Origin of the sequence: Chryseobacterium sp. StRB126, assembly GCF_000829375.1 — a bacterium.
In the GTDB taxonomy this organism is placed as follows: domain Bacteria; phylum Bacteroidota; class Bacteroidia; order Flavobacteriales; family Weeksellaceae; genus Chryseobacterium.
Map to the genome: position 1 here is coordinate 2,519,522 of NZ_AP014624.1, position 24,077 is coordinate 2,543,598.

Consider the following 24,077-nt stretch of genomic DNA (forward strand, 5'->3'; position numbering starts at 1 on the left):
GAAACCTATGTCTCATCGCTTTTATATTATTAAGGCAAGTTAATTCTTTTACCCTGTTCCGGGAAAATATATTTTACCTTTAAAGGATTGTTTTTTAATAACTCTTGTTTAATGATCTCAGGATTATTTCCTGTAGGCTTTCTGTGGGTAACCACAATATTAAGACCTTCCAGATCTTTACGTCCTGTTTTTTCCTTCAGTTTTTCCAGTTCTTCTGTCAATAGATTAGGTGTAAGATGGCCAAAAAGCAAATGTTCAGGTTGACTGTTTGGGAAAGAAACTTCGATCAATATGGTGTTTAGTTGCTTTTTCTGTACCAGTGGAGCTACATTTTTCCAAAGGTTTTCCATACGGTCAGATTTCTCGATTCGGTCTGCCCCGGTATCGCCCAGGTAAAGCAGGTAATGGTTTTCATTTCTTACAAGGGCTGCGCTGCTTTTATAAGGATTTACATGGCTCAGCTCATATCCCGTTAAGAAAAAAGACGTTTTTTGTGTCGGTATTTCTACACCCTCCTGAAGCTCATTATAATGATATTTTCCAAGGATAGGTTTCTGACCCTGATCTGCAAAATTGATCCAGGTATCTGTAATGAAATAATGGTTCTGCAGAATTTGAACTACCGATGGGATGGCAAAAATATCTTTTTTAGAATCAGCTGGAGAGTTGATGATAAGGCCGGATAAATGATCCAAATGACCGTGGGAAATAAAATATCCTTTGATCTGATCTTTCAGAACCGTTTCTTCCGGGCCATTAAGGCTTTTCTGTTCAATGGCTTTTCGGATTCCTGTGTTTACCGTTCCTGCATCAAGGCAAAGAAAAGTATTGTCTTGGGTTGCCCCTACCAAATAAGCAGATAAGTTATCTTCCTGTTCTCCTCCATAAATTCCTAATGGAATAACGTCAAAATTTTGTGCCTGGCAAGCCATATGTAACAAAAGCGCCAGTAAAGAAAATGCTGTTTTTTTCATTATATTAAAAAGTAAAAACCTAACCTTTGCGGTATAATAGGGCAAATTTACATTATTTTTTCCCGGTTTCGCCTATCAATAACCGTTCATTATTGATCTAAAGAAGAGCTTGGAGCTGAAAATAGAAAATTATTTAAAATATGAAAAATGATAACTTATCTTGAGGGTAAGCTTTTGTTGGTTAAATAATAACTTCCGGCTTCCATCCTCAAGCTTACTGTCTATTCTTTGTAATTTTAATATCTTTAAACCCGAAAACCATTAAAAAGTTAATATGAAAATACAACCATTCACCTTAGTTCTTGCAGTACTTTTTCAATTTTTAAGCTGTACTGCGTTTTCGCAAAAATCTGCTGCTCTGAATTCGTTGCTGGATAAAAACTCTGAATTTGCTTTTCCACAGACAACGGATAAAATTTCGAAGGCATTGAATGCAAAAGCTGTATTCTATGAAGATGCTAATGGTGAAAAATATGCTAAATGGCTTACGAAATCAGGATTGGAACTTTATACAGATCTTGGAAAAAATAATGTTATTAATGAGATGTTTTTTGATATACCTGATCATAAACCAGTGATCGTTAGTGGTCTGCCATATGGCCTTATCATGAACAAGACAACATTAGAAAGCGCTAAACTTCAATTCAAAAAATATGATGCAAAAGCTCAAAAGCTTGGTGCTGGCAGTGAATTTCCGGAAGGAACACAACTTATTTTCAAGAGAGGAAAGCACTTTACAACATTGCTTTTTGATAATAAAAATCTTTTAAAATCGATTGGAATTACTACTGAACTTGTTGATCCAGCAGCCAATTAATGGAATTCTGCAAAGATTTTTCATTTAAGAAAGTAAAACTTTTATAAGTTAGCGGAACTTCAAAAAAACTAAAAAACAATAATCATGGCAGAAAAAGAATTAAATGAATTAACAGATCAGGAATTATTAGCAAAAAAAGGTAAAGCCAAATCGGATAAAATAATCACTGCTGTTCTTATAGGGTTTTCTATTGGTATTGCTGTTTATGGGGGTGTAACCTATGGTATTGGATTTTTTACACTTTTTCCCTTAATTTTTGCTATATTTCTGGGAACGCAATGGAACAGGCGTAATCAGGCATTAGAAAGGGAATTGGAATCCAGAAATTTGAAATAAGGATTAAAATAAGAAAATAAACCTGTCACTGTTACGCGCAAGGGCGGGTTTATTATTCAACCAGACTTTTATATGTGAAAATCCGGTCTTCTTCTCTGAACATATTGGATAATAGGACAAGATCTTGAGTTCCATATTGTAATGCTTTTTCTTCAAGCTTTGAATGTATAGTTTCAGGAGTTCCTGTTACAACTTTATCTAGCAAAGCATTAAATAATTTTTTGTCTTCATTGTTATCAAAAAGGGCTTCTACTTCTTCAGAGGGTTTTAGCATACTTGGAGCTAAAATTTTTCTGGATTCAAGGAACTGATATACCATTCCGAATGCATTATAACGTGCCTGATCCTGAGTTTCCGCAACAGAAACTGAGAGGGCTGCCTGAAAAGAAGGTCGGTTTCTATACCCGAATTGATTAAATTCTTCCTGATATATTTTCTGGATTTCAGTATTGGATCCGTCTGCAATGAAATCGGCCATGGAGTAGGATATACCGTATTTAGCCGCTTCTTTTGCTGAATTTTCTCCAGAACCCAGCCAAGTGATCTCTGGTAATACTGAAACATGGGAAGGCTGAGCAAACAGGTCTGTATTCTTATAGTCTTGTTCTTTTACATAGGCTATAATTTCTTCCAGTTTTTCATTGATGTTGTTGAGGACAGGAAGTTTATGGCCATTCAGTGCCAATACAGCATCTTTCAGTCCTCCGGGAGCTTTCCCTAGCCCGAGTATAAAGCGGTTGGGGTAGAGTGTAGCGAGCATTTTAGCCCATTCTGCAATTTTAAATGCAGAATAATTACGAAGCATAATTCCTCCGGTGCCCACCTTAATGTTTTTTGTGTTAGCAAGAACTGTTGCCGCCAGAATTTCCGGACTAGAGCTTCCATAAGCTTCCACCCCATGATGTTCTGAATACAGAATACTGTGATAGCCCAATTCATCAGCCATTTTTGCTAATGTGAGGCTATTTTGTAGCGCCAAAGCAGCATTGCTGCCTTTAATAATGGGAGTCTGATCGAGGATGCTTAATTTCAGTTCCATTGTCATGATTTATTGTGTATCAATTTAAGACAAAAAAGGGGAGATCTTCAAAAGATTTCCTGCTTTTTATAATGAATTTTATTATTAATTTAGTTGATCTCCACAAACAGTTCTTCCTTCGGTCTTCTTCATTTGTTCAGGTTTCCCAACCAGTAGATTTTAATAACCGTTTAGCTTCAAGAATGGAACATTGTAAAATAAGCTGAGGAGATGAAGTCTGCAATTAGGTTCTGCATATTTTAGTAAGTTACCTTGTTGAAATATGACGCTTTTCTTCATAAAATGAAACTGATTTTTCTCTCTGAAAAACTCATCAATAAGTTTGTTGAGCCTTACAATTCGTATATTGTAAGGATTATTTTATTTTTATGGAAAATCTTTTAGGATGTCTTTACTCATCATGGCATCTATAATGGGGGAAATCTCCATTTTCTTTAGTTTAGGGTAGATATAGCTTTTTTATAAATATCCGTATGAAGCCATTTTTTATCGACAAAAATCTATGAAATTTCACTTTTTTCATTGTTGTATAAATGATATTTTTGTGTTCATCTTATTTATAGGTGTATTTTGTTTCTTAATCTCATTGATTTGATGAAAAATTTCCATATTCTTTTTCTTTTATTGAGCGGCCTCTTTATTCAGGCTCAAACTGGTATGGAAAAGCAAGTGGATAGTCTTTTAGATAAGTCTTTTACAGAATTTTCTGAAGTACAATTAGTTTCTGCTCTTAAGAGTACTAATGAAGCTTTAAAAAAATCAGATAAAATTGATTATTCGAAAGGAAAAACTTTGGCAAATATCTACATCGCCAAGGTATTGGCTGAAACAGGAGGATATAATGAAGCATTAGGGTATTTAAAAAATGCAGAACACGAGTCCTATTTTTCGTCTTCTATAGATATACAGGTTGAGGTCTGCAGGCTGAGAGGAAGAACATATGGACTGCTTAAGATGAGGAAACTGGCCCTTAAGGAATTTTATCAGCAATTGAAATTTTCTCAACAAATCAAAGATTCTTATAGAAGGCAAATGTCAACATACTGGGCATATGAAAACTTAGCAGAAATTCATACTCAGATGAACCAACATGATTCTGCCTGGGTATATGTACAGCGGCAAGAAGATGTTTTAAAAAAGATGAAAGAGGAAAATGTCTTTTTCGATCTTAGCGGAACTTATGCAAAAAAGGGACAGATGTACACTATCCGGAAAGATTATGCAAAGGCTCAGGAATATCTGGACAAATCATTGGCTCTGCTCGAAAAATATAAAGGGACTTATTTATTCTACGTTTTGGAGAATTATGGAGACCTTGAAGATGCGAAAGGAAATAAAGAAAAGGCTATCTATTATTACCGTAAGGCACTTCAAAATGCAGTTGATCTGGAAGATAAAGATGCAGCCAAACACTTGTACAGGGTTCTTGGAGATTATTTTATGAAGAATAAACTTGACCTCAAAGAATCCAATGAGTATCTTTATCAATATCAAAAGCTAAGTGATTCTCTTGATACAGCCAACAAAGAAGTGGTAGAGCAGGCCTTAAGCCAGGTTCTCGATCAGAAAGACCATGAAAACAAGATGAAAAGCAGACAATATGTGTATCTTATTGTATCTATAGCTATTTTATTAATCATTGTTGCTTTATTTTGGTACAGATGGCATCTCAAAAACAAAAGATTAATTTATAAAAATAAAAAGACCCTTTCTGAAATGAGCCAGGTGACTGTGGGACTCGAAAAGAAAATAGAGGAAAATAAATTCAATGATCTTATTGTTTTGGCAAAAAATAATAATCCTGGATTTTTAACCCTTTTCTCAGAATTATACCCGGACTTTATACAAAAATTAAAAAAATATGATCCCAAAATCCGTAGTAGTGAACTGTCTTTCTGCGCAATGGCATACCTGAATTTTTCTGCCAAAGACATTGCTACTTATACATTCGTGACCCTGGGAGCTGTTGAAATGAGGCGAAGCAGGCTCCGTAAGAAATACAATATCCCTTCAGAGATAGACTTTAACAATTGGATGAGAAGAGAAGGATAATATTCTGGTTCTTTCATCTTTCCTTAAATAATAGTAACCATTGGCAGGCAAGCCGATGGTTTTTTATTTGGGATAAAGATACAGAGCAATATAGCAATAATAAGCTGAAAAATGGTTGATTTATTATTACTGTATAAATGAATTTAAGTTGCTGCAAAATGGATTTTTATTTTTTTCTTGAATTTAAATTCTATAAGTGTCTTTGATTTTGTGGAAAGAACATCCATCGGTTGAAAGAATACATCCTTGAATTTCCGATGAAGGGAGGGATTCAATAATAATCAGGATTTCTCACTTCTAAAATGCTTTTGCAGAATATGGGCTTATATACAGAATAATGATAAACAGTAAAAATATAAAAATAAAAAACCTTATTGAAATGTTCAGAAATGTTCATTCAAAATTATAGTATTGGTATAATAAACTTCATGAAAAGCTTAGCTTATTTTTTATTTTGAAAAGAGTATCAAATCATCCCGGCCTTTAAATGATTATGTTGTTTCTTAAATTTAGAGTTATTAAAATAAATAGCTGAAAATCAATATACTAATTTTATGTATAGCTTTTGTAGGGGGTGAGGAACTTGCTATTGAACACTAAAATAATGAATATTTGCCCATTCTAATTGATAAGAATAAAGAGGATTGAAAAACACAGATAATTCACAAAAAAGGAAGAATATTTAAACCGTAAAATGCGATTGTTTACCTATTCATTTTTTGCCCCAACACTAAAACTATTTTCTAACACAATGAAAACACAAATAATAACATTCAGAAAAGGACTTTCCCATTTTATATGGAGATTGTTTTTGTTATGTAGTGTTGCCATTGGCAGCTTTGTAGATGCTCAGGTATGTATTGGAAATTTATTAATAACTAATGAAACTGTAGTTTCAGGATTTTTTTCCAAAGAGATTGAAGATCAGATTCATATTGTTTATTCTGCTGTTAAACAAAATTCAGATACAAAGCCTAAAGCTTTTACAATGTTTGGGGCTTATTATAATATAAAGCTCATTAATCTGAGAATGGCTGTGTTAAAGGGATATGATGAGACTTTTGAATTTATTATGATAAAGCCTCCCAGGTTTTTACCCAGGCCGTCATCTTTTATATAAACTCATATCGGTCATATCTGTTTAGACAAGATTTCTTTTTTATCCATAATAAAACATTTTGAATACCCACAGTTCATTGCACCAAAAGTGTAGTGCAGTTACTGAACTGTATACTATTAAGATTAAAAAAATATATAACCCAACAGCAATGAAGAAAAATTTAATTTTAGCAGCAACACTTTTAACAGGAGTATCAGCTTTCGCACAGATTGGCATCAGTACACCCGATCCAAAGGCAACATTGGATATTGTAGCTTCCCCCACAGATACTACGAAAACTGACGGACTTATTGCCCCAAGGCTAAAGGGCTCGGAACTTAAAGCTAAAGATTCTAATTACACAAATGACCAGAAAGGAGCTATCGTATATGTAACTGAAGCATTGGAAGATGTTGCTACTACAGATAAAACGAAAAATGTAACCAAGGTTGGATACTATCATTTTGATGGTTTAATCTGGCAAAAGCTAGGACATAATATCTACAATACCGATGATGTTTTTACCAGCGACAGATATGCTTTTATTCAAAAGGATAAATTTTTACTCTTTGATGGTCCCGGATATGTAGGAATTGGAGATGTAGATCCTCTTGCCAAATTAAATGTTGATGGCTTTATACAGTTTAGTTCAGATTCCGATTATGGAATAGGACATATTTTTGATGATGCAACAGGGGAGAAGTATGGAATGACCCAAACTACTTATTTCCCAAAAATTGGAGATGCCAATTCTCCCGGAACAAGATTGTATACTTCCGGAACGAGAGGGCATATTTCTTTCGGAGAGTATACAGGCGCTACCGCGTATAGTGAATGGGCCAGATTTGCGCATAATACAGGGAATCTGGGACTCAATACCCTCAATGCCACACAAAATAATCCAACTGAAAAACTGGATGTCAACGGAAATGTAAGAATCCGTACTCTCCCTGCTAATGGAGCTGCTGATGCCATATTTACTAATGCTGATGGTACGAGAAATGAGACCCAGAGCCAGCCTTTTGTTGCCACTAAAACAGTGGTGGCAGACAATAATGGGATATTGGGTGCAGTAGAGGGAATACCAGCCGTAACCACTTTGTATGCAGGAGGAGATAATAATGATGCTCTTGGAGAAACTATAACCAGTGTGGGCGCTCATAATTACAGTGATTCCAAAGCAGATTTAACCAAAAGAACCTTTACGCTCACTAAAAAATCAATGGTGGCATTCTCCCATTCGATAAGTGCTTCTCACTTTACAAAAGATGCAGGACAATATGCAGGATATGGTTTGGAAGATCTATATGCCAAGTTAATTCAGGTGAATGTAAGACTATATTCAGGTTCAACAGCTGATACTCCTTATTTTTCTAAGGCAGTAATCCTGAGATCCAGTATGTCTTATACCAATGGTAAGCTGGGAGGTACCTGGGGCACTTTTTATCTTACAGGAAATAGAAGCGTGGTATTAGAGCCGGGTACCTATACCGCTGTATTGGAAGGCTATGTATACGCAGCAGATGATGATGGAATAAGAGTTGAATTCGGTGGTTTTAACGACTGTGCACCAAGTCCGTTTCCAGGATGTGAAAAGACCTATGGAGATAACCGATTTGATATTGTTGGCACTATAATTAACTAGATTCTAATTACACAAATGATCCTACGGATTTATAAAAATCTGTATTTCTCAACACTACACACAAGGATAAATAAATATACAACACATGAAAAAAAACATCATTCTTTTAGGAACGCTATTGATTTCCGGCTTTGCATTATCACAAGTAGGAGTGAATACAGCAACGCCACAAGCAACGTTTGATATTGTAGGGGCTTCAACGAATACTGCTAAAACAGACGGACTGATTGCACCAAGACTAAAGGGTTCTGAACTGAAAGCCAAAGACGCATTATATACTGCGGCACAAACAGGAGCCATTGTATACGTTACTGAAGCTTTGGCATCTACCGGTACAACTACAAAAACAGCTAATGTAACCACAGTAGGGTATTTCTATTTTGACGGATCAGCATGGCAAAAAATAGCATATGGATCTTTTACAGAAGCCGATGGTGTCATTGGTAATGAAGTACTTAATGCAACAACTAACGGTGGTTTAACCAGGACAGGATCAGGAACTGTAGCAAATCCTTATACACTGGGCCTTACTACCGGAACTGTTAATGGGCAGGTAATGACGTGGAATGGGACTACATGGAATCCTGCAAATCCTCTGAATATTTATAACGCTGACGGAACACTTACAGGAATAAGAACTCTAACTCAAAATGGTAATAATCTTAGTTTTCAAGGGGTTCAAAGAACTCAGTTTGAAAATAGTGCAGGAATAGGAATACAGCAAGACTCAGGTACTGGAACGAGGTCTTCAATAGGACTTTCTAATGGTGGAGCTTATCAGCTTTGGATATATACAGATAAAAATAATGCAGCACAAATCAGTGCTTCTGGCAATAGTACATCTTTAGTAATAGGAACTGGTAGTACAAGTAATCCTTCAGGAATTGATTTTAATACATGTTCAGGAGGAGGTACAACAGGCAGCCAGAGGGCAGAAATTGATGGAAACGGAAGATTTAATATCAATAATACGTTAAGCGTAGGATATAGTAGTCAGCAAACTTTCACAGGCACTCAGAAACTGAAAGTAAACGGAAGTATCGTGACAACAGGCGGTACTTATCCTGATTATGTTTTTGAAGACTACTATAATAAAAACTCAGCTATAAAACCTACTTATAAGTTTACGTCATTATATGATACTGAAAAATTTATTAGGGAAAACAGGCATCTTCCAGGGGTAACTTCTATCAGAGAACTTGAAAAAACCAAAGATGGGTATTCTTTTAATATTTCAGACCTGTCTGTACAATCGTTGGAGAAGATTGAAGAATTGTATTTGTATACCATAGAACAGCAGAAGCAGATTGATGAACAGAAGTCTCAAATTACTTTGCTGCTTACCATTACAGAAAAGCTGAAGTCGGAGGTAGAATTTCTGAAAAAGCAATAAGATATTGAATAATGTGATTACAGTGTTTAGGTACAAAGGGGGCAAAAATTGTCCCCTGAAGTACTGATTGAATAAACGTTGATGAATTAAAATTTTATTTGAAGATGATAAAACACAATGTATTGGTAGATTTTAAAGATATTCATATGGGAAATCTGATAAAGCTTAGGGTTGTTGAGAAAAAGATAGGGTTGTTACGGATATGTGGCTTTCTTAAGTGCAGCGCGGAAGAAATAGAAAAGATGTACATCTCCAGCAGTATTGATTCTGAGATGCTTTTAAAATGGAGCAAACTATTGGAATATGACTTCTTTCGTATTTACTCGCAGCATATCATTCTATTTGCTCCCTGTAACTCTGATCAGGGAAAAGAGCAGCCCAAAGAAGATACAGTATTACCTAATTTTAGAAAAAGCCTTTACACCAGAGAAATTATTGATTTTATGCTGAACGAATATAATTCCGGGAATATGTCCAGACAAGAAATCCATAAAAGGTATAATATCCCGAAATCAACCTTTCATAAATGGTTGAATAAATATAATAGTGAACTTAAAAGGTCTGAAGAATAGTATTCTGAAATCCTTTTTACACCGTGAAATGTAAACAATACCATGAAAATAAACCGCCCCAATTATAAAATTATTTATCAGGATATGCTTCAAAAACAGCATCCGGATAAGATAAAAGCCTGTAAAGAACTATTAAAAAAAGAAAATCTGGATACAGCAGACATTCTGGAACTTAACCGTAGAATCTTCCCCCAGATTTATGATAACAAAGAAAAATCTTCCCAAAAGCATCGCGCCTACAATGAATCTGATATTTTGAGGGTCCTGGATTATCAGAAAAAAAACAGGCTGAACAACTCACAACTGGCCAGCCACTTTAAAATGAGCAGAAATACCATTACTAAATGGAAAAAGCTGGAAAAGCTGGTGAAATAAAGTGGAAAAGAGGAGATTGTTTCAAAGGTCAAAAAGTAGGCTCTTGTTATTCTGGGAGTAATGTAAAGGCTTTTAAAGTCAAACACTTTATACTATTGAACTGCATTCGAAGACTTTTAAGTCTGTGTTGAGGCAGTCTTTTTTTATGGATATAGCTGGTAAATTAATGAGACAAAGCTTTATTAATTATCCTTTTAAATTTTGATGGACTCACTTTGGTAAGAAGTAGAGATTCACAGCCATTAAAGGATGCAAACCGCTTTACAGCCTCGGCAAAAGAGGATAGCCAAAGTTCCGGAGCGATTTCTGTATTCTCAATATGCAGGTGGATCATTTCAAATTTTTTATCCTTTCTATGGGCCTTACAATCCACTCTTCCTATAAATGTGTTTCCAAATAAGATAGGTAGACAGAAATATCCATATTGCCTTTTTTCCTTGGGAACATAACACTCAAGGCGGAAATCAAAATCAAAAATCTGCTTAATACGGTCACGATGAATAATGGAATTGTCAAAGGGAGACAACAACCTTACCTCTGATCCCGTTATACCATCAGACTTTTCAAGTAAATCACGTTGAATAAAAAAGGAAGGAATCCCTTCAACGGAAATCTTCTGTATTTCACCCTTCTCAAGTAAAGATTGTAAACCCAAATTCACATTTTTTTTCAATGTATCATCTTTCCTAAGATGGGTTATCTGTTTTAAACTTGTAAAACCATAAGCACGGAGAGTTGTTTTTACCAAATATTCAGCTAGTTCAAGTGGGGTAGGTGCTGTTGTATTGATAGAAGATGGTATTACCCTCTCTGCAAGATCATAAGTTTTCTGCATACCGCGACGGCCGCTGACCATCAGGTCTCCCTGCATAAAAAGCCTTTCAAGAGCCAGTTTTGCGGGTTTCCAGTTCCACCAGCTTCCGGTTTTATCCTTTTTACTCTCAAAATCTCTTGCCATTTTAGGACCTTCAGTCCGGATAGTATCTACTACATAGTCCATATCCTTTTTATCTGCATTATAATAATGAGAGTCGCTTTGTTTTATATAAAGCATTTGAGGCAATACATATCGGAAATCCTGCATTGGAAGATAGGAAGCAGCATGAAACCAGTATTCAAATACTTTACGTTCCTCCACCAGCTCTTCCAGATAATTGGTCTGAAAATCAGGAATTCTTGTCCATAAAGTATGATGATGTGCCCTTTCCACTACAGATAAGGTATCAATCTGTATATATCCAAGATGCTCCAAAGCGGTAAGCACTGCATCTTTTCCAGTTCCGAAAGGAGAGGTATGCGTTAATCCCTGACGCTCTAATGTGATGAGCTGTAATGTTTGTAACGAAGGTGTATTTTTCATATCAATAGGATTACAAATGTATTGAATTATAAGAGACAAAGCTGTCATCATTCTGTTCTGATTTTTAGCTTTTCAGGGAATTGAAGTTTTTTGTATTTTAGCTTTATTCCCAATCTGATAAACACACACGAATGAATCTAAAAGTAAAAGTTTTTTTAATAGGTTTGCAACTTATATCTACGGTACTTTTTTCACAAAAAAATAAGGACTATAAAACCCTTTTTGAATCTCTCAATTTTGAATCTGCCTATCCTTTTCAGGAGCGAAAGGCTCTGGTTTGTATCAATGATTATTACCAATATATGGATAATAAAGGGAATTTGTTGCCTTTCAAATTCAAGCGGACTTCCAGACTGCCATTACAATTTAATTTTGACAGAGCTGAAATGTATACCAGATCAGGAAAATCCGGATTTATTAACGGATCAGGAAAACTGGTGATTGATACCCTTTATCAGAACGTAGGTGAATTTGGAGATTCATTGGCATTTGCTGTGAGGAAAGGGTTCTATGGTTTCATTGATTTGCAGGGAAAGGAGGTTTTACCCATCGATAAACGATATAGGGTAACATTTCCGTTTTATAAAGGATTATCTGTAGTTTCTGATGGCCAAAAATATGGAGCTATCAACAAAAAAGGAATAGTAGCAATTGCATTGGATTTTGATGAAATAGAAACTTTTCATGAAGGATTTGCAGTTGCCCGAAAAACAAAAGATGGATTATGGGGCGTGATTGATATAACCGGTAAATTTGTGATCGAAACAAAATATAAAATACTTTCCCGGGTATCTGAAGGTTTAATTGGTTTTTATGACGAAAAGTCTGACAAATGGGGATTTCTTAATCTGCATGGAAACGTAGTTATACAACCAAAATATGTCAATTCAGGAGACTTTCATGAGGGATTAGCCTATGTAGAAAATGATCATTCACAAATTGGATATATTGATAATACGGGAAAACAGATTATTGACTTTAAGTTTTATGAAGCATGGGATTTTTCAGAAGGATTGGCTGTAGCTATAGGTGAAAAAGAAGAAAACGGTTCCCAAAGACACTTATCCGGTTATATTGATAAAAAAGGGAATTGGATATTCAAGCCTGCGTTTTCGGTAGCCAATAGGTTTAGTGATGGTAAAGCTCTTGTTCTTGAAATGTATAATAATCATTTGAGATGGAAGTTTATTTCCAAGCCATAACCTGTCATCTTATTCTAAATATACTCTTCATTTTTTCAATATCTAAAGACGTGAAAAATATTTTTCACCCATTCACAATCATTTCATAAGTCAGAAGTGAAATTCCCTTTTTTCAGAATATATGGAATAAACCCTACATGAAAATTAATTCATGTAGGGTTTATTTTTATTTTCAATATTTAAAATATTGTTGACTTTTTATAAAATTGAATTCATTTATAGTAAGTGATTGATTTTTAATTTTTTGTATTATTTATTTTGATGCCCAACGTATCTGTGACGTATGTTGTCATGAACTTGTAGTGTATCTGTAGCGTATTTATTTTCTTGGGCTGAGTGTGAAATAACTCTAATCTTGCATTAAAATCTTACAAGAAATTTAAATACAATAAACACAGAATGAAAAATTATCTCCTTCCATTATTTGTAATGGCTTATTCGCTCAACTATTCACAGGTTGGCATCAATACCCCTAATCCGCAGGGAATCTTTAATATTGATGGGAAAAAAGACAATAATGCCACAGGAAGTCCTACTGCAGGGCAACAGGCCAATGATTTTGTAGTAACAGCCGACGGAAGTGTTGGGATGGGAACTACATCGCCTGATCTGTCGGCAATGTTAGAACTCAATGTCAGCCAGTTGGCATCAGGAAAGCAGAAAGGTTTTCTGGGACCAAGAGTGGCTTTAACAGCTTACAACGACTCTTCTACAATTCCTAATCCTGCTATCGGGCTTTTGGTTTATAATTTGGGAACGCAATCTACATTTACCTACGCCGGATATGTATATTGGGATGGTGCCCAATGGAGACCGCTGGACGGGCGGTTATTACAGCAGGGAAGTATAGGAGCTTTGAGATGTACGGATGCTAATCTTGATCCGCTGACATATACTGCCGGAACTCCTTTTCAGGGAACAATGACTATTCCTTATGCTGGAGGAAACGGCGGAATATATGCTGCACAGACACTAGGACCAGTAAACGGACTTATCGCAACCATTACACAAGGGAATTTTGCACAGGGATCAGGAACTTTAATCTATACAATTTCCGGAACACCTACAGTCTCAAGTCCCAATACAACGGTATTCCCTGTTTCTGTCGGCGGGCAAACGTGTAATGCAGAAGTGGGCGGAGGTAAAAAGCTTAGTCCGGGAGAGTACCAGTTCTTCACGTATGAAGTTCCGGCAACTACAACAGGGTTATTAAGTACTATGATTCCGAATCCACCTATTTTAGGCGGAAAAGTTAGGCTGGATCTTAGCTTTTTGTCCAGTTCCAATACAGGGTCAGGCGGAGTGACATACAATCCCAGATTGGTGAATGTATCTTCCGGTAATGTTAAAATGTGGTATTCGGCATTATCCAGTGTAGACCGTTTCCGTAGAGCCAATATCTTAGTAGCTCCGGGAGGTTATGTAGAAACAGATAACGGGATTTACCTTAACTGGGGGGATAATATGAACAGCAGTTCTACACCAATAAATTCTACAAGCAGCTCTGATGATTCTCAGGAAATAGAAACCATAGATCTGGCTATTGATGGAGTTTGGTATCGATTAACCGTTTTTGTCTATGTAGATAATTTAAATGATACAATTCCTGCCAATAACATCAGACGTGTTCATATTACAGCACAAAGAATGTCTTCTTAATATTGAGTTCCGGCGGGGCGGAGCCCCGCCGGAACTTTTAAAAATTACCTGTCTGATCTTTAATTAAAAAAATCAGTTGTTAGAGGTATTTTCACAGAGAAGCTTTTTACGATTGATAATAAGGTAAACCAGAAATCTCTTTTGATATATCTTATTTACCTCTTGAAACAAAACACAAGCTGATTATAAATACTGTATCTCTTCTGAGGTTCTTACAGTATTTTAAAAAAAAGAAGTATGAATTATAAAAATATTCATATAGGAAACCTGATAGAGAAAGCCGTTTCCGAAAACAATATAGAATTGTCCCGCATCTGTAATTTTTTTCATTGTACAGAAAAAGAAGTTGGTGAAATGTATATTTGCAGCAGCCTGGATGCCGAAATTTTATTGAAATGGAGCAAACTTTTGGAATATGATTTTTTCAGAATCTATTCCCAACACCTTATTCTTTATGCTCCTCCTTCACCTAGAATAAAGAATGCTTCATCTGAAGAGAAAAAAACAGAATTACCCCGGTTTCGTAAGAATATTTATACCCGGGAGGTTATTGATTTTGTTCTTGAACAGATAAAAAATGGTGAAATGACTAGGGCAGAAATTGTTATACGATACAAAATCCCCAAAACAACCCTTCATAAGTGGATTGGTAAGTACAGTCAGTAAACTGTTGTAAAAGACTTTCAGAAAATCGCGAAGGCGAATCTATTATTGGTCTTACATCATTCAAAAGCTCAAAATTACGATATGAAAAATACAGTATTGAATAACGATAAAGTATTGATCGGCTTATCCAAAAAGGAAGTTGTAGTCAGGCTGGGGAATGGGTTTAACTTTTACCCGGATAATCAATGGAGCTACATTCTGAAGAGATATTGGTATGGCAGAAAAAAGGTTTTGTATATAGACTTTGACGCTGCCGGAACAGTAATCCGTCAATCTATTGAATCAAAATATGGAAGAATATAAACAACCTGATTTTAAACAGATCTACACAGATATTATTAACCGTAAATGTCCACATAAATACAATCTGTGTGAACATTTATTGTCTAAAAATGAGCTTTTAGCATTGGATATCCTGAAGCTTAATACCATTATTTTTGGAAACTCTGAAAAAAGGAACAGCCAGTACCGTTCTTATAAAAGAACTGATATAATGAGAATCCTGGATTATCAGAAAGAGAATAATCTCAACAACACCCAGTTAGCGCTTCGATTTAAACTCAGCAGAAATACTATTGGAAAATGGAGAAAAATCTTTTTGATATAAATAGATAATTCTATAGAGATAGTCAATGATTTTTAAAAAAAATGAAATTATCAAACTGCTTTTTATAAATGTGTTTTTTAATGATAATCGACTCTTTTGGTAAAATATAAAAGCATTTTATTTATTTTTGTATTGAATTTCAAGTTTTTTGCTAAATATCTATAAATTATGTTTCGTAAAATCTGGGATCAGATAATGAACAGGCATATTGCTCCTGATACAGGTCCGCTTGAGCTTATTGAAGCTCAAAGAATGAATTTATTTGCGTTTTCTATTGGAGTTGTTCTGATCTTTAACGGATGCAGAGACCTGTTGTTTGGTTTAAAGGTCAACTTTTTTGTTTTATCGGCATTGGGGATTTTTTATCTCTTCCTTTTCTTTTTTACAAAAGTGCGCTATAATCATTTGGTAACGCTATTTAGTTTAGAACTTTTTCTTTTTCTGATCTTCTTTTTTTCATCCACTACAGGTTTTGAAAACGGGTTGTCATTATATTATTTTGTCATTATGCTGGCCTCACTGTTTATTTTCAATTCTAAAAAAACAGTCTGGTATAATCTGATTGTGTATCTCACCGCCCTTATTCTTTTCAGCATCAGTCATTATTATGATTTCAGGATATTTACCATCGAAGGAGCAGATAATGTGCTGTTTTCAGAAAATCAAAGATTGATTACCTTTTTACAGGTATTCTTAGGGGTTAGTATCCTTGGATATTGTATCCTTACAAAACAGTTCAAGATTGTAAAATTATATCAGCAGGCCATGAGAAGTGAGAAGATTATTGCTGATATGAGAGCAAAACTCAACAGTAAATATCAGATAGATTTGGAAGGTATCGTAAAGCTGGCCATGAATGATGATATTGCCTTTATTCCTAAAGTTAAACAAATGTTTCCCGGTTTATATGATAATCTGATGGAATGTAATCCTGATATGAGTGCTGATGAATTTAAGTTGTGTGCTTTGATTAAACTAGGTTTCACAACAAAAGACATTGCTGAATACAATCATCTTGCAGTACGTACCATTCAAACCAGAAAAAGCAGACTCAGAAAATCATTTGGAATTTCCGCTGATGTTGATCTGTACAAATGGATTGATACTGTATAGTAGATTAATAATTGATGAATAAAATTTAGCTGTCTTAATGCCATTCTTTGCTAAACGAAGTGGCCTTGCGAACACAAAATAAAAGTTTTCAACTATTCTCTTTGCGAGCCCTTGGGTTTAAGTCCCTTTGTCAGATAAGATTACTGTTCAAAAATCAATACCAAGGTTCCTATAATAATCAATAAGGCTCCTATTGTTGTTTTTAAAGTAAGAGATTCCCCAAGGAATATAATAGAAAGAACAATTGTCAAAGCAACACTTAATTTATCCACCGGAGCTACCTGAGTGACTTTACCCACTTGTAATGCTTTAAAATAAAAAATCCATGAAAGCCCTGTCGCCAGACCGGAAACCACAAGGTAAATAAGATTATGACGGGAAAGAGCAGGGATCCCTTTGTATTCACTTCTTGCTAAAACAATTCCCCATGCTACCAGTAAAATAATTACACTTCTGATCGCGGTAGCAAGGTTCGAATTTACTCCTGTAATCCCAATTTTGGCAAAAATGGCAGTCAACGAAGCAAAAAACGCCGAAAGAATCGCATATACCCACCACATATTGTAAGGTTTTAAATGATTGATTTAAAATAGCAACACTCTGAAACACTTTACTCTAAAGTACAAATAATATTAATACTTTCCTGGATCTATAGGGTTAAAATTAATTTTAAAGTTTTAATATCAGACTGATTAATCTTCTGTTTCATAATCTTCACCCATATCTTCGTAAGAAGTGTATGACCAATCAATACCGGGAAGATCCAGTATCTTTTCAAACCTTTCCTCCAGAGATGTACCTACAAAAACTGCGGTACACTCACCCGCCTCATCAAATGAAAGACTAATGACTTCAAAATAATGATCTGTATAAATCTTTTGTCTTTCCCATGAAATTTCAGAAACTTCAGACCTATTACGTTGTATGAATTTTACTGTTTCAGAAGCTACCGGCGAAAAAGAATTAGCATGATAGAGAAGCCCGCCAAGGGTTCCGTAATAGATAGACATAGATAGAAAGAAGTTTTCCAGAGTTTGTGTTTCCTGTTGCCAGTCTGATTCGTGAACCGTGTCGTAATTTCCCCATACGGAAGGATTGTCAAGATGAAGATCCGTTTCTTTGATTCCCCATTGTACAACCCCTTGATTCTCTTCATAAAAAACAAGATATCTATCCTCTGTAAAATAAAAATTATTTGGACTCAGAAGCCTGTTGTGTGAATCATTAACCGTTTTATTTTTGCCTATAGCGAGATAATATTCATGAAGTACAGCTGGAAGTTTAATGTTCAGGGACTGCTCCACCGATATAATTTCTGTTTCAGAAAAACCGGAATGTTCTGCCTTAGATAATTGATATAACCGTTTTATTTTTTCAAGATAATTCATTTCTATGATACATGTTTCTGAGGAAATTAAAGCAAATTTGCAGTTTTTTATTTAATCCTGTGTTTTCTCACTATCTTTTTATACTGGATTTCATAATTCGGCTTAATTTCCAAGAGTTTATATTAGTATTATTTGCTAAATTTTTATAATTATGAGCCGTTTGAAATAAAAAGTGAGATAAAAAACTTGTTTTTTATCCAGAATTAACTAATTTTATCCCAACCAAGTAAACAATTCGTTTTGAGAACAACTCTTAAACCTGTTATAGCTTAATATTAGCCTTCACAAACCATAGGCTAATTATTCTTTCGTTTGGGTAACTCTACCCGAACAGGTTTTCATTTAACCCTATTATTTAATTGCATTGCCATTAAGGCAACTGTATCTTCTATTTCTACTTTTGACAATTTTATTGTTCAGAAGAGAATAGGAGAGAATATTTCTATTCAATATTCTGTGCAGACTTGTGTAATGCTTGAATAATAGGTGAAAAAATTACTAAAGAATATTATTAAGCATCAATTATAATGAGTATAGAGTATACATGGGCTGTAAAAGTACAGAATACGCCCCTTTTGAAAAAGAAATGCAACCATTGTGACAGCGATAGGTTTTATTGCAGTGATAAATTCAGGCTGAATGCCCAAAAAAAGAATATTGATATCTGGTTAATTTACCGATGTGAAAAATGCAACACCCGATACAATATGACCCTGTTTTCAAGAATCAGAACTGAATCTATCAGTAAGGAAACCTTCAACAGGCTTTCGGAGAATGATAAAGATCTGGCTTGGGAATATGCATTTTCCCGCGAAACAAGAAGGAAGAATAATGCCGAAGCTGATTTAGACAGCGTAGCCTATGAAATTCAGTTTGATGAGATTCCGCTAGAACAGATGATAGCTTCGGACAGTGAAATACTGAATTTTAAAATCAAATGTCCTTTTGAATTCAATCTCAGATTGTCAACGGTTATCAGAACCTGCCTACAACTTTCATCAAGCAAGATGAATCAATTGATTGATGCAGATGCGATCTTTGTTCATGAAAGACCTTTACAGAAAAAGCATAAAGTTCAGAATGGAGACGTTGTGAAGATTTATAAAGATCTATTGAAGAATATATTATTCAATGCGGAGAAACAGGTTGAAGTAAGTGGAAAGGAATAAATCTTCATAAAAGATGAGGCTATCTCAATTTGGACTTTGTCCTTCTGACGAAGGAAAAATCTCATTAACGATCAATTGTTTGAGATTCTTCACTCCATTTTGAAGACAGCCTCATCTATTTTAATGGTAAAGTTACTGTATGAATTAATTTATGTAGAAAAATCATCCAGCATATCCGCTGAAGGAACAAAAAATAAAGTTCCTGTCTGGGCAGTACTGAAATCCAGAATTCTGTCGTAATTTCCTACAGGATCACCAATGAACATATTGGTCAGCATTTTTTGTACGGTACTGAACGTACTTGCATAGCAGATAAAATAAGTTCCCATTTCATTGGTTGAGACATTTCCGAAAGGCATATTGTCTCTCACTACCTTAAAATCATCCCCTACATTGGCCAATGCAATATGGGAATTTTTAGGTTTTACATCATCATCCATTTCAATATCCTGTTCTTTGGATCTTCCGATCACTTTTTCCTGATCCTCTACAGAAAGAGATTTCCATGCATTCATATGATGAATGTATTTCTGAACAAAAAGATAGCTTCCGCCTTCATATTGAGGATCTGCATCTCCGATAATGGCAAAAAAATCACGGTCTTTTCCATGTGGATTTTCTGTGCCATCCACAAAACCTAGGATAGATCTGCTGTCCCAATAGCGGAATCCCTGAACCTCAACCACACAATCTGCAATTTCCGTCATGAAATCAGAAATTGTAGAAGCCATATCATACGCCAGACTCTTTTCATTAGAACGAATGTGAAAATGAATATCTCCTCTCGTACTCACTGCGGTATGCTTACTGCCTTTTATAGCTTCAAATTTTTTAAATTCTTTAGGGAGCGGACTTGGTAATTCAAGATGTAACCATGCCTCATATCCAATTCCCATCACGCAGCTTGCTTTAGAATTCGGAAAACGATCAAGAACCGAATTGTTAAGATTGGTGACTAAAGCACAGATTCTTTGGAATACAGATTTAATTTTAGCAGGATCAGCATCCTCTTTGAAATTCCAGACCAGAAAATAGGTGTTGTTGTTAGGATAATCGGTAACATTCTGAGAATTCATATTTTTTGTGTTTCGTTTGCGGACATTTTTACTGTTTCTAATCAATCAAATTTAATAAATGATAATGGTAACCCATTACTTTATTTTTGAAATAAACAATTTATGACATTTTTTTCACAAATTACCATAGAGACTTTTACATCTTCTATCATTAATCAAGCGGTAAAATGAGTATTATTGTAATGAAATAAACCTTCAACAAATTAATAGGGGATATTGGGAGATTTTTCTATTCTTTTTGATAATTGCATTTGAATATTCATCAGTAGGATTTGGCGGTAGTTCCATTTATCTGGCGGTATTAGCCATGTATAGTCTCCCTTATCAGGAAATCCGTTTAACAGCGTTGATCTGTAATGTTATTGTGATAATTGCTTTTGAACTGGGATTTCAGAACTTTTCTCACTTATTCAAAGTAAAAACCGGATCTACTCCGAAAAACTATCGCAAAAAACTGGACGGGACTAAATTGGATTCAGAATAAGTATCATACAAACATCACTGTACGGAATACAGTAACAGCATCTCCTGTAATTCTGATGATTTCAGGAATATAATTTTTTATAATGACCTCAACTTTCATTTGTCCAATTCGATTGATGATTTCCCCTTGTCTTCCGATAAATTCAAAAGTTCCGTCAGAAACTTCTACGATTCTATTCTGAATAAGATAACCTCCCAAAGGGCCATTGGCATTGCCTGTAACAGGGTCTTCCTGAATACCGATAGCCGGAGCAAACATTCTTCCGTAGGTCAAAACATCCTGGTCATCAGAATCGAAAGTAAATACAAAATAACCATTACATTTGATTTCTTTGCTGAGATGGGCTAAAGTACCAAAATCCGGAGCGAGATTATTCAGTAATGTTCTGCTGTTAATACCAATCATGACTTTAGAATGGCCTGTAGAAGCAATCTGTATTGGGCATTTCTCATTCAGGTCCTCCTTTTTTAAGCCTAAGGCATCCACAATTCTTTGCTTTATTGATGGTTCAAAAGCTGGTTCCAGACTAAAGCTTCCCTGAGTCATCGTAATTTGATAATCATTATTTACTTTTAGAATGTCGATAGGTAAAACACCAACCTGAGTGTTGATTTTAAGGGTACAGGAATTTAGCTGGTCTTCTATAGCTCTGGCATAAAGCGCTCCAATGGTGGCGTGTCCGCAGATAGGAACTTCAGTGGTAGGAGTGAAGTAGCGTATATGATAATCAAAATGGTCCTTCTGATCGGGTTTAAAAACAAATGCTGTTTCTGAATTGTTGAGTTCTCTTGCAATGAGCTGCATCTCATCAGAGGTCAGCTTCTCAGCGTTTAGTACAGCACCTGCAGGATTTCCTTTGAATTTTTCTTTTGTAAAAGAATCAATTTGATACACGATTACTTCCTTCATCATAACTTATTAAATTCAGGATAAAGATAGGTATAAATGAAATGACCTCGTCTGCTTTTTGCCGTTAATGCCCCAATAAAATCTTAAAAAACTATATCTCTATGTGGTTTAACAAAATTCTAACCACATAGAGATATAGAATTTTGTTAAAAACGCTAAGACTCTAAGTTTTCTTTTTTCAACACGTTTATGGCACAAGGATTTTATCTGCGATAAAATTGATTGTGGGAAGAGATTATCACTCAGAAATTGTTGATGACGCAGATGTATCTGAATAAGTTTTAATGGCCATGAATGCACTGGTGTATTTTGGCCATTTACTTAATCATCATTCAGCCATTCAAGAAAGTTCTGAACCCGCACGCGGCTCACAACAATTTCATGGGGACACTCCGGTTCAAAATCAATCGCTAATCTACTGTTGACAACCTTTTTTATTCCTTTAATGGCTTTGATATTGGCAATACAGTTTCGGGAAACCCTGAAAAAGACATCCTCTGTAAGCTGTTCCTCCAGCTGATCCAGCGTATAATTAATAATATATCTTTTATTATCAAATGTATGCAGCATTACTACTTTTTCTTCACTGTAGAAGTAGGCGATGTTTTTAGATTCAACATAGAGATATCCATCACGGGAGTGAACCAAAAATCTGTTTTTAACCTTTTTCATGAGGGAAGATTCTACCATCCGTATACCTATTTCTTTTTGTTCATTGTGAAAATGAAGGTCTTCAAGCTTGATGAGGGCACGTTCCAGATCCTCTTCATAAATAGGTTTCAACAGATAATCTATACTGTTTACTTTAAAGGCCTGTATGGCATATTCGTCATAAGCGGTTGTAAAAATGATAGGAACTTCTACTTTTATATGGTTAAAAATCTCAAAACAACTCCCATCCGACAAACTGATGTCCATTAAAATAAAATCAGGCTTGTATTCCTGTAAATATTCAACAGATTCCAGTACACTTTCTGTTCTTCCTAGTAATTGATAATCCGGGCGAAGATGATCTACCATTCGTTTCAATTCAGAAAAAGCCAGACGCTCATCTTCAACAATTAAATATTTTTTCATTCTACGAAAGGTATTTTGACCGTAAAATCATTCTCTTCTTCTGTTATTCTGAGTTTTTTATGATAACGGTCGTATTGTGTATTCAGAAAAGATAAACCAATGCCTTCTCCTTTTGTGATATCATTGCGCAAAAATATTCTATTTCTGAAAGATATACCGTTTTCATTCACAGAAATATAGATTAATAAAGGATTTGCAGCAGAGCTTACATTGTGTTTAAAAGCATTTTCCAGAAGAAGCTGAAAGCTGAAGGCTACCAATTTGCGGTCTTCCCATTGCTCAATAGGTTCAATTTCTATTTTAAAGCCATTTTCAAACCGTATTTCCATCAGAAACAGATATTGCCGGAAGAAATGCATTTCCTCTTGTAATGTATTCAGAGGTTTTTTACTTACAGATAAGACCTGTCTGTATACCTGTGATAAGGCTTTGGTATATTTATTCGCCTGTTCCTGATTTTCATAAATGAGAGAAGATAATACATTAAGCGAATTGAACAAAAAATGTGGATTTACCTGTACTCTCAAGGCATTATACTGGTACATCAACATATCCCGTTTAGCTTTTTCGGTAGCTTTAATTGCCTTACGTTCTGCCTGAAAGTAAAATAGCAGATCAATAACCAGAAGGATGGGTAAATTGGCTGTAATATTGAGAATAAGACTTGTTTTATAAGAAAGTGACTGCCGGATTCCCACATCCATTACCTCTGTAACTGTAAAGTTAAAGATAACATACAGAAGAATACATAACAAAATATTACTTACAAACAGAGCCGAAGCATGTCTGTATAAACTGCTGTGCAGAGGGGTAATCTCATTAATAAACTTAATCAAAAGATAATCCAGAAAAGTCATAACCAGAACAATAGGATAGAAGATGGCAAACTGAAGCAAAAAATTGTCCCATAAGCTGCTTTTTGAAAGAATGCTGCTTTTCAAAATCGTATTGAAGAAAATGATTTGGTATATGGTGTAGAGAGTGGTTACCAAAAAATAATAGAGCGGGAGCACATATCTTTTGGTTTTCATTTCCTGATTCGGGAAAATTTCAGAAAGATCCATA

The 24,077-nt window shown here is 35.1% G+C and carries 25 protein-coding genes; 16 read left to right on the top strand and 9 right to left on the bottom strand.

All coding sequences use genetic code 11. From position 1 onward, the window contains the following. Nucleotides 1-29: 29 nt before the first annotated feature. Nucleotides 30-974 (bottom strand): MBL fold metallo-hydrolase, encoded by a 945-nt coding sequence (locus CHSO_RS11355; protein ID WP_045495972.1) that lies wholly within the window; start codon nucleotides 972-974, stop codon nucleotides 30-32. 274 nt (nucleotides 975-1,248) lie between these two features. On the opposite strand from CHSO_RS11355, the gene CHSO_RS11360 reads away from it, so the two are divergent. Both CHSO_RS11360 and CHSO_RS11365 read left to right on the top strand, forming a co-directional pair. Then, the gene (locus tag CHSO_RS11360) at nucleotides 1,249-1,791 is read left to right on the top strand and encodes a hypothetical protein (protein ID WP_045495974.1); all 543 of its coding nucleotides are present in this window, start codon (nucleotides 1,249-1,251) and stop codon (nucleotides 1,789-1,791) included. An 84-nt stretch (nucleotides 1,792-1,875) separates the two neighbouring features. Then, nucleotides 1,876-2,127, top strand: a complete 252-nt coding sequence (locus CHSO_RS11365) for a hypothetical protein (RefSeq protein WP_045495975.1) — start codon at nucleotides 1,876-1,878, stop codon at nucleotides 2,125-2,127. 52 nt (nucleotides 2,128-2,179) lie between these two features. On the opposite strand, the gene CHSO_RS11370 is transcribed toward CHSO_RS11365, so the two are convergent. Next, a complete protein-coding gene (locus CHSO_RS11370; RefSeq protein WP_171817641.1) occupies nucleotides 2,180-3,166 on the bottom strand; it encodes an MsnO8 family LLM class oxidoreductase in 987 nt (328 codons plus the stop codon). 657 nt (nucleotides 3,167-3,823) lie between these two features. Here CHSO_RS11370 and CHSO_RS25360 point away from each other — a divergent pair. The 6 genes from CHSO_RS25360 to CHSO_RS11400 all read left to right on the top strand — a co-directional run bounded on the left by CHSO_RS25360 (nucleotide 3,824) and on the right by CHSO_RS11400 (nucleotide 10,302). Beyond that, nucleotides 3,824-5,218, top strand: coding sequence for a tetratricopeptide repeat protein (locus CHSO_RS25360; protein ID WP_171817642.1), 1,395 nt, complete (start codon nucleotides 3,824-3,826; stop codon nucleotides 5,216-5,218). Nucleotides 5,219-5,969: 751 nt separating this feature from the next. Beyond that, a complete protein-coding gene (locus tag CHSO_RS11380) occupies nucleotides 5,970-6,338 on the top strand; it encodes a hypothetical protein (RefSeq protein WP_045495977.1) in 369 nt (122 codons plus the stop codon). A gap of 148 nt (nucleotides 6,339-6,486) precedes the next feature. After that, nucleotides 6,487-7,962, top strand: a complete 1,476-nt coding sequence (locus tag CHSO_RS11385) for a hypothetical protein (protein ID WP_144428909.1) — start codon at nucleotides 6,487-6,489, stop codon at nucleotides 7,960-7,962. 85 nt (nucleotides 7,963-8,047) lie between these two features. Continuing rightward, nucleotides 8,048-9,355, top strand: a complete 1,308-nt coding sequence (locus tag CHSO_RS25025) for a hypothetical protein (RefSeq protein ID WP_052480574.1) — start codon at nucleotides 8,048-8,050, stop codon at nucleotides 9,353-9,355. Nucleotides 9,356-9,459: 104 nt separating this feature from the next. Beyond that, nucleotides 9,460-9,927: a transposase gene (locus CHSO_RS11395; RefSeq protein WP_045495979.1), complete on the top strand. Its 468-nt coding sequence runs from the start codon at nucleotides 9,460-9,462 to the stop codon at nucleotides 9,925-9,927. A 42-nt stretch (nucleotides 9,928-9,969) separates the two neighbouring features. Then, entirely contained in the window at nucleotides 9,970-10,302 is a 333-nt protein-coding gene (locus tag CHSO_RS11400) for a transposase (RefSeq protein ID WP_045495981.1), read from the top strand. A 163-nt stretch (nucleotides 10,303-10,465) separates the two neighbouring features. Here CHSO_RS11400 and CHSO_RS11405 read toward each other — a convergent pair whose 3' ends face one another. Beyond that, nucleotides 10,466-11,662: a winged helix-turn-helix domain-containing protein gene (locus CHSO_RS11405; RefSeq protein ID WP_045495983.1), complete on the bottom strand. Its 1,197-nt coding sequence runs from the start codon at nucleotides 11,660-11,662 to the stop codon at nucleotides 10,466-10,468. A 131-nt stretch (nucleotides 11,663-11,793) separates the two neighbouring features. On the opposite strand from CHSO_RS11405, the gene CHSO_RS11410 reads away from it, so the two are divergent. The 6 genes from CHSO_RS11410 (at nucleotide 11,794) to CHSO_RS11435 (ending at nucleotide 16,909) form a co-directional block, all read left to right on the top strand. Further along, nucleotides 11,794-12,864 carry a WG repeat-containing protein gene (locus tag CHSO_RS11410; protein ID WP_045495987.1) on the top strand — a complete coding sequence of 357 codons (1,071 nt, stop codon included), beginning with the start codon at nucleotides 11,794-11,796 and terminating at the stop codon, nucleotides 12,862-12,864. A gap of 399 nt (nucleotides 12,865-13,263) precedes the next feature. Further along, nucleotides 13,264-14,523 carry a hypothetical protein gene (locus CHSO_RS11415; protein ID WP_045495989.1) on the top strand — a complete coding sequence of 420 codons (1,260 nt, stop codon included), beginning with the start codon at nucleotides 13,264-13,266 and terminating at the stop codon, nucleotides 14,521-14,523. Between the two features lie 237 nt (nucleotides 14,524-14,760). Further along, nucleotides 14,761-15,189, top strand: coding sequence for a hypothetical protein (locus CHSO_RS11420; protein ID WP_045495991.1), 429 nt, complete (start codon nucleotides 14,761-14,763; stop codon nucleotides 15,187-15,189). Nucleotides 15,190-15,270: 81 nt separating this feature from the next. Continuing rightward, the gene (locus CHSO_RS11425) at nucleotides 15,271-15,492 is read left to right on the top strand and encodes a hypothetical protein (protein WP_045495993.1); all 222 of its coding nucleotides are present in this window, start codon (nucleotides 15,271-15,273) and stop codon (nucleotides 15,490-15,492) included. Further along, nucleotides 15,479-15,796, top strand: coding sequence for a hypothetical protein (locus tag CHSO_RS11430; protein ID WP_045495995.1), 318 nt, complete (start codon nucleotides 15,479-15,481; stop codon nucleotides 15,794-15,796). The genes CHSO_RS11425 and CHSO_RS11430 overlap by 14 nt, the downstream gene beginning before the upstream one ends. A 168-nt stretch (nucleotides 15,797-15,964) precedes the next feature. Further along, complete coding sequence (locus CHSO_RS11435; protein ID WP_045495997.1) at nucleotides 15,965-16,909, top strand: helix-turn-helix transcriptional regulator; 945 nt, start codon at nucleotides 15,965-15,967, stop codon at nucleotides 16,907-16,909. A gap of 140 nt (nucleotides 16,910-17,049) precedes the next feature. Here CHSO_RS11435 and CHSO_RS11440 read toward each other — a convergent pair whose 3' ends face one another. Both CHSO_RS11440 and CHSO_RS11445 read right to left on the bottom strand, forming a co-directional pair. Continuing rightward, entirely contained in the window at nucleotides 17,050-17,469 is a 420-nt protein-coding gene (locus CHSO_RS11440) for an EamA family transporter (RefSeq protein WP_045495999.1), read from the bottom strand. 132 nt (nucleotides 17,470-17,601) lie between these two features. Continuing rightward, a complete protein-coding gene (locus CHSO_RS11445; protein WP_045496001.1) occupies nucleotides 17,602-18,297 on the bottom strand; it encodes a hypothetical protein in 696 nt (231 codons plus the stop codon). A 527-nt stretch (nucleotides 18,298-18,824) separates the two neighbouring features. Here CHSO_RS11445 and CHSO_RS11450 point away from each other — a divergent pair. Continuing rightward, entirely contained in the window at nucleotides 18,825-19,466 is a 642-nt protein-coding gene (locus CHSO_RS11450; protein WP_045496003.1) for a DUF1062 domain-containing protein, read from the top strand. 149 nt (nucleotides 19,467-19,615) lie between these two features. Here CHSO_RS11450 and CHSO_RS11455 read toward each other — a convergent pair whose 3' ends face one another. Continuing rightward, entirely contained in the window at nucleotides 19,616-20,542 is a 927-nt protein-coding gene (locus tag CHSO_RS11455) for a Dyp-type peroxidase (RefSeq protein WP_045496004.1), read from the bottom strand. Nucleotides 20,543-20,780: 238 nt separating this feature from the next. Here CHSO_RS11455 and CHSO_RS26275 point away from each other — a divergent pair, with 238 nt between their 5' ends. Further along, complete coding sequence (locus tag CHSO_RS26275) at nucleotides 20,781-21,026, top strand: AraC family transcriptional regulator (RefSeq protein ID WP_045496006.1); 246 nt, start codon at nucleotides 20,781-20,783, stop codon at nucleotides 21,024-21,026. Between the two features lie 3 nt (nucleotides 21,027-21,029). Here CHSO_RS26275 and CHSO_RS11465 read toward each other — a convergent pair whose 3' ends face one another. The 3 genes from CHSO_RS11465 to CHSO_RS11475 all read right to left on the bottom strand — a co-directional run bounded on the left by CHSO_RS11465 (nucleotide 21,030) and on the right by CHSO_RS11475 (nucleotide 24,076). Next, the gene (locus CHSO_RS11465; protein ID WP_198408397.1) at nucleotides 21,030-21,938 is read right to left on the bottom strand and encodes a PhzF family isomerase; all 909 of its coding nucleotides are present in this window, start codon (nucleotides 21,936-21,938) and stop codon (nucleotides 21,030-21,032) included. Nucleotides 21,939-22,256: 318 nt separating this feature from the next. Beyond that, nucleotides 22,257-23,012, bottom strand: a complete 756-nt coding sequence (locus CHSO_RS11470; RefSeq protein WP_045496008.1) for a LytR/AlgR family response regulator transcription factor — start codon at nucleotides 23,010-23,012, stop codon at nucleotides 22,257-22,259. Continuing rightward, nucleotides 23,009-24,076: a sensor histidine kinase gene (locus CHSO_RS11475; protein WP_045496010.1), complete on the bottom strand. Its 1,068-nt coding sequence runs from the start codon at nucleotides 24,074-24,076 to the stop codon at nucleotides 23,009-23,011. The genes CHSO_RS11470 and CHSO_RS11475 overlap by 4 nt, the downstream gene beginning before the upstream one ends. Between the last annotated feature and the right edge of the window lies 1 nt (nucleotide 24,077).

Bases quoted from the DNA above. Each gene is read 5' to 3' on its own strand.
- CHSO_RS11425 (WP_045495993.1), top strand. From the start codon at position 15,271: ATGAAAAATACAGTATTGAATAACGATAAAGTATTGATCGGCTTATCC.
- CHSO_RS11470 (WP_045496008.1), bottom strand. From the start codon at position 23,012: ATGAAAAAATATTTAATTGTTGAAGATGAGCGTCTGGCTTTTTCTGAA.
- CHSO_RS11385 (WP_144428909.1), top strand. From the start codon at position 6,487: ATGAAGAAAAATTTAATTTTAGCAGCAACACTTTTAACAGGAGTATCA.
- CHSO_RS11475 (WP_045496010.1), bottom strand. From the start codon at position 24,076: ATGGATCTTTCTGAAATTTTCCCGAATCAGGAAATGAAAACCAAAAGA.
- CHSO_RS11415 (WP_045495989.1), top strand. From the start codon at position 13,264: ATGAAAAATTATCTCCTTCCATTATTTGTAATGGCTTATTCGCTCAAC.
- CHSO_RS11410 (WP_045495987.1), top strand. From the start codon at position 11,794: ATGAATCTAAAAGTAAAAGTTTTTTTAATAGGTTTGCAACTTATATCT.
- CHSO_RS11435 (WP_045495997.1), top strand. From the start codon at position 15,965: ATGTTTCGTAAAATCTGGGATCAGATAATGAACAGGCATATTGCTCCT.
- CHSO_RS11400 (WP_045495981.1), top strand. From the start codon at position 9,970: ATGAAAATAAACCGCCCCAATTATAAAATTATTTATCAGGATATGCTT.
- CHSO_RS11450 (WP_045496003.1), top strand. From the start codon at position 18,825: ATGAGTATAGAGTATACATGGGCTGTAAAAGTACAGAATACGCCCCTT.
- CHSO_RS11380 (WP_045495977.1), top strand. From the start codon at position 5,970: ATGAAAACACAAATAATAACATTCAGAAAAGGACTTTCCCATTTTATA.
- CHSO_RS11370 (WP_171817641.1), bottom strand. From the start codon at position 3,166: ATGGAACTGAAATTAAGCATCCTCGATCAGACTCCCATTATTAAAGGC.
- CHSO_RS11365 (WP_045495975.1), top strand. From the start codon at position 1,876: ATGGCAGAAAAAGAATTAAATGAATTAACAGATCAGGAATTATTAGCA.
- CHSO_RS25360 (WP_171817642.1), top strand. From the start codon at position 3,824: ATGGAAAAGCAAGTGGATAGTCTTTTAGATAAGTCTTTTACAGAATTT.
- CHSO_RS11440 (WP_045495999.1), bottom strand. From the start codon at position 17,469: ATGTGGTGGGTATATGCGATTCTTTCGGCGTTTTTTGCTTCGTTGACT.
- CHSO_RS11455 (WP_045496004.1), bottom strand. From the start codon at position 20,542: ATGAATTCTCAGAATGTTACCGATTATCCTAACAACAACACCTATTTT.
- CHSO_RS25025 (WP_052480574.1), top strand. From the start codon at position 8,048: ATGAAAAAAAACATCATTCTTTTAGGAACGCTATTGATTTCCGGCTTT.
- CHSO_RS11355 (WP_045495972.1), bottom strand. From the start codon at position 974: ATGAAAAAAACAGCATTTTCTTTACTGGCGCTTTTGTTACATATGGCT.
- CHSO_RS11445 (WP_045496001.1), bottom strand. From the start codon at position 18,297: ATGAATTATCTTGAAAAAATAAAACGGTTATATCAATTATCTAAGGCA.
- CHSO_RS11395 (WP_045495979.1), top strand. From the start codon at position 9,460: ATGATAAAACACAATGTATTGGTAGATTTTAAAGATATTCATATGGGA.
- CHSO_RS11360 (WP_045495974.1), top strand. From the start codon at position 1,249: ATGAAAATACAACCATTCACCTTAGTTCTTGCAGTACTTTTTCAATTT.
- CHSO_RS11420 (WP_045495991.1), top strand. From the start codon at position 14,761: ATGAATTATAAAAATATTCATATAGGAAACCTGATAGAGAAAGCCGTT.
- CHSO_RS11430 (WP_045495995.1), top strand. From the start codon at position 15,479: ATGGAAGAATATAAACAACCTGATTTTAAACAGATCTACACAGATATT.
- CHSO_RS11405 (WP_045495983.1), bottom strand. From the start codon at position 11,662: ATGAAAAATACACCTTCGTTACAAACATTACAGCTCATCACATTAGAG.
- CHSO_RS11465 (WP_198408397.1), bottom strand. From the start codon at position 21,938: ATGATGAAGGAAGTAATCGTGTATCAAATTGATTCTTTTACAAAAGAA.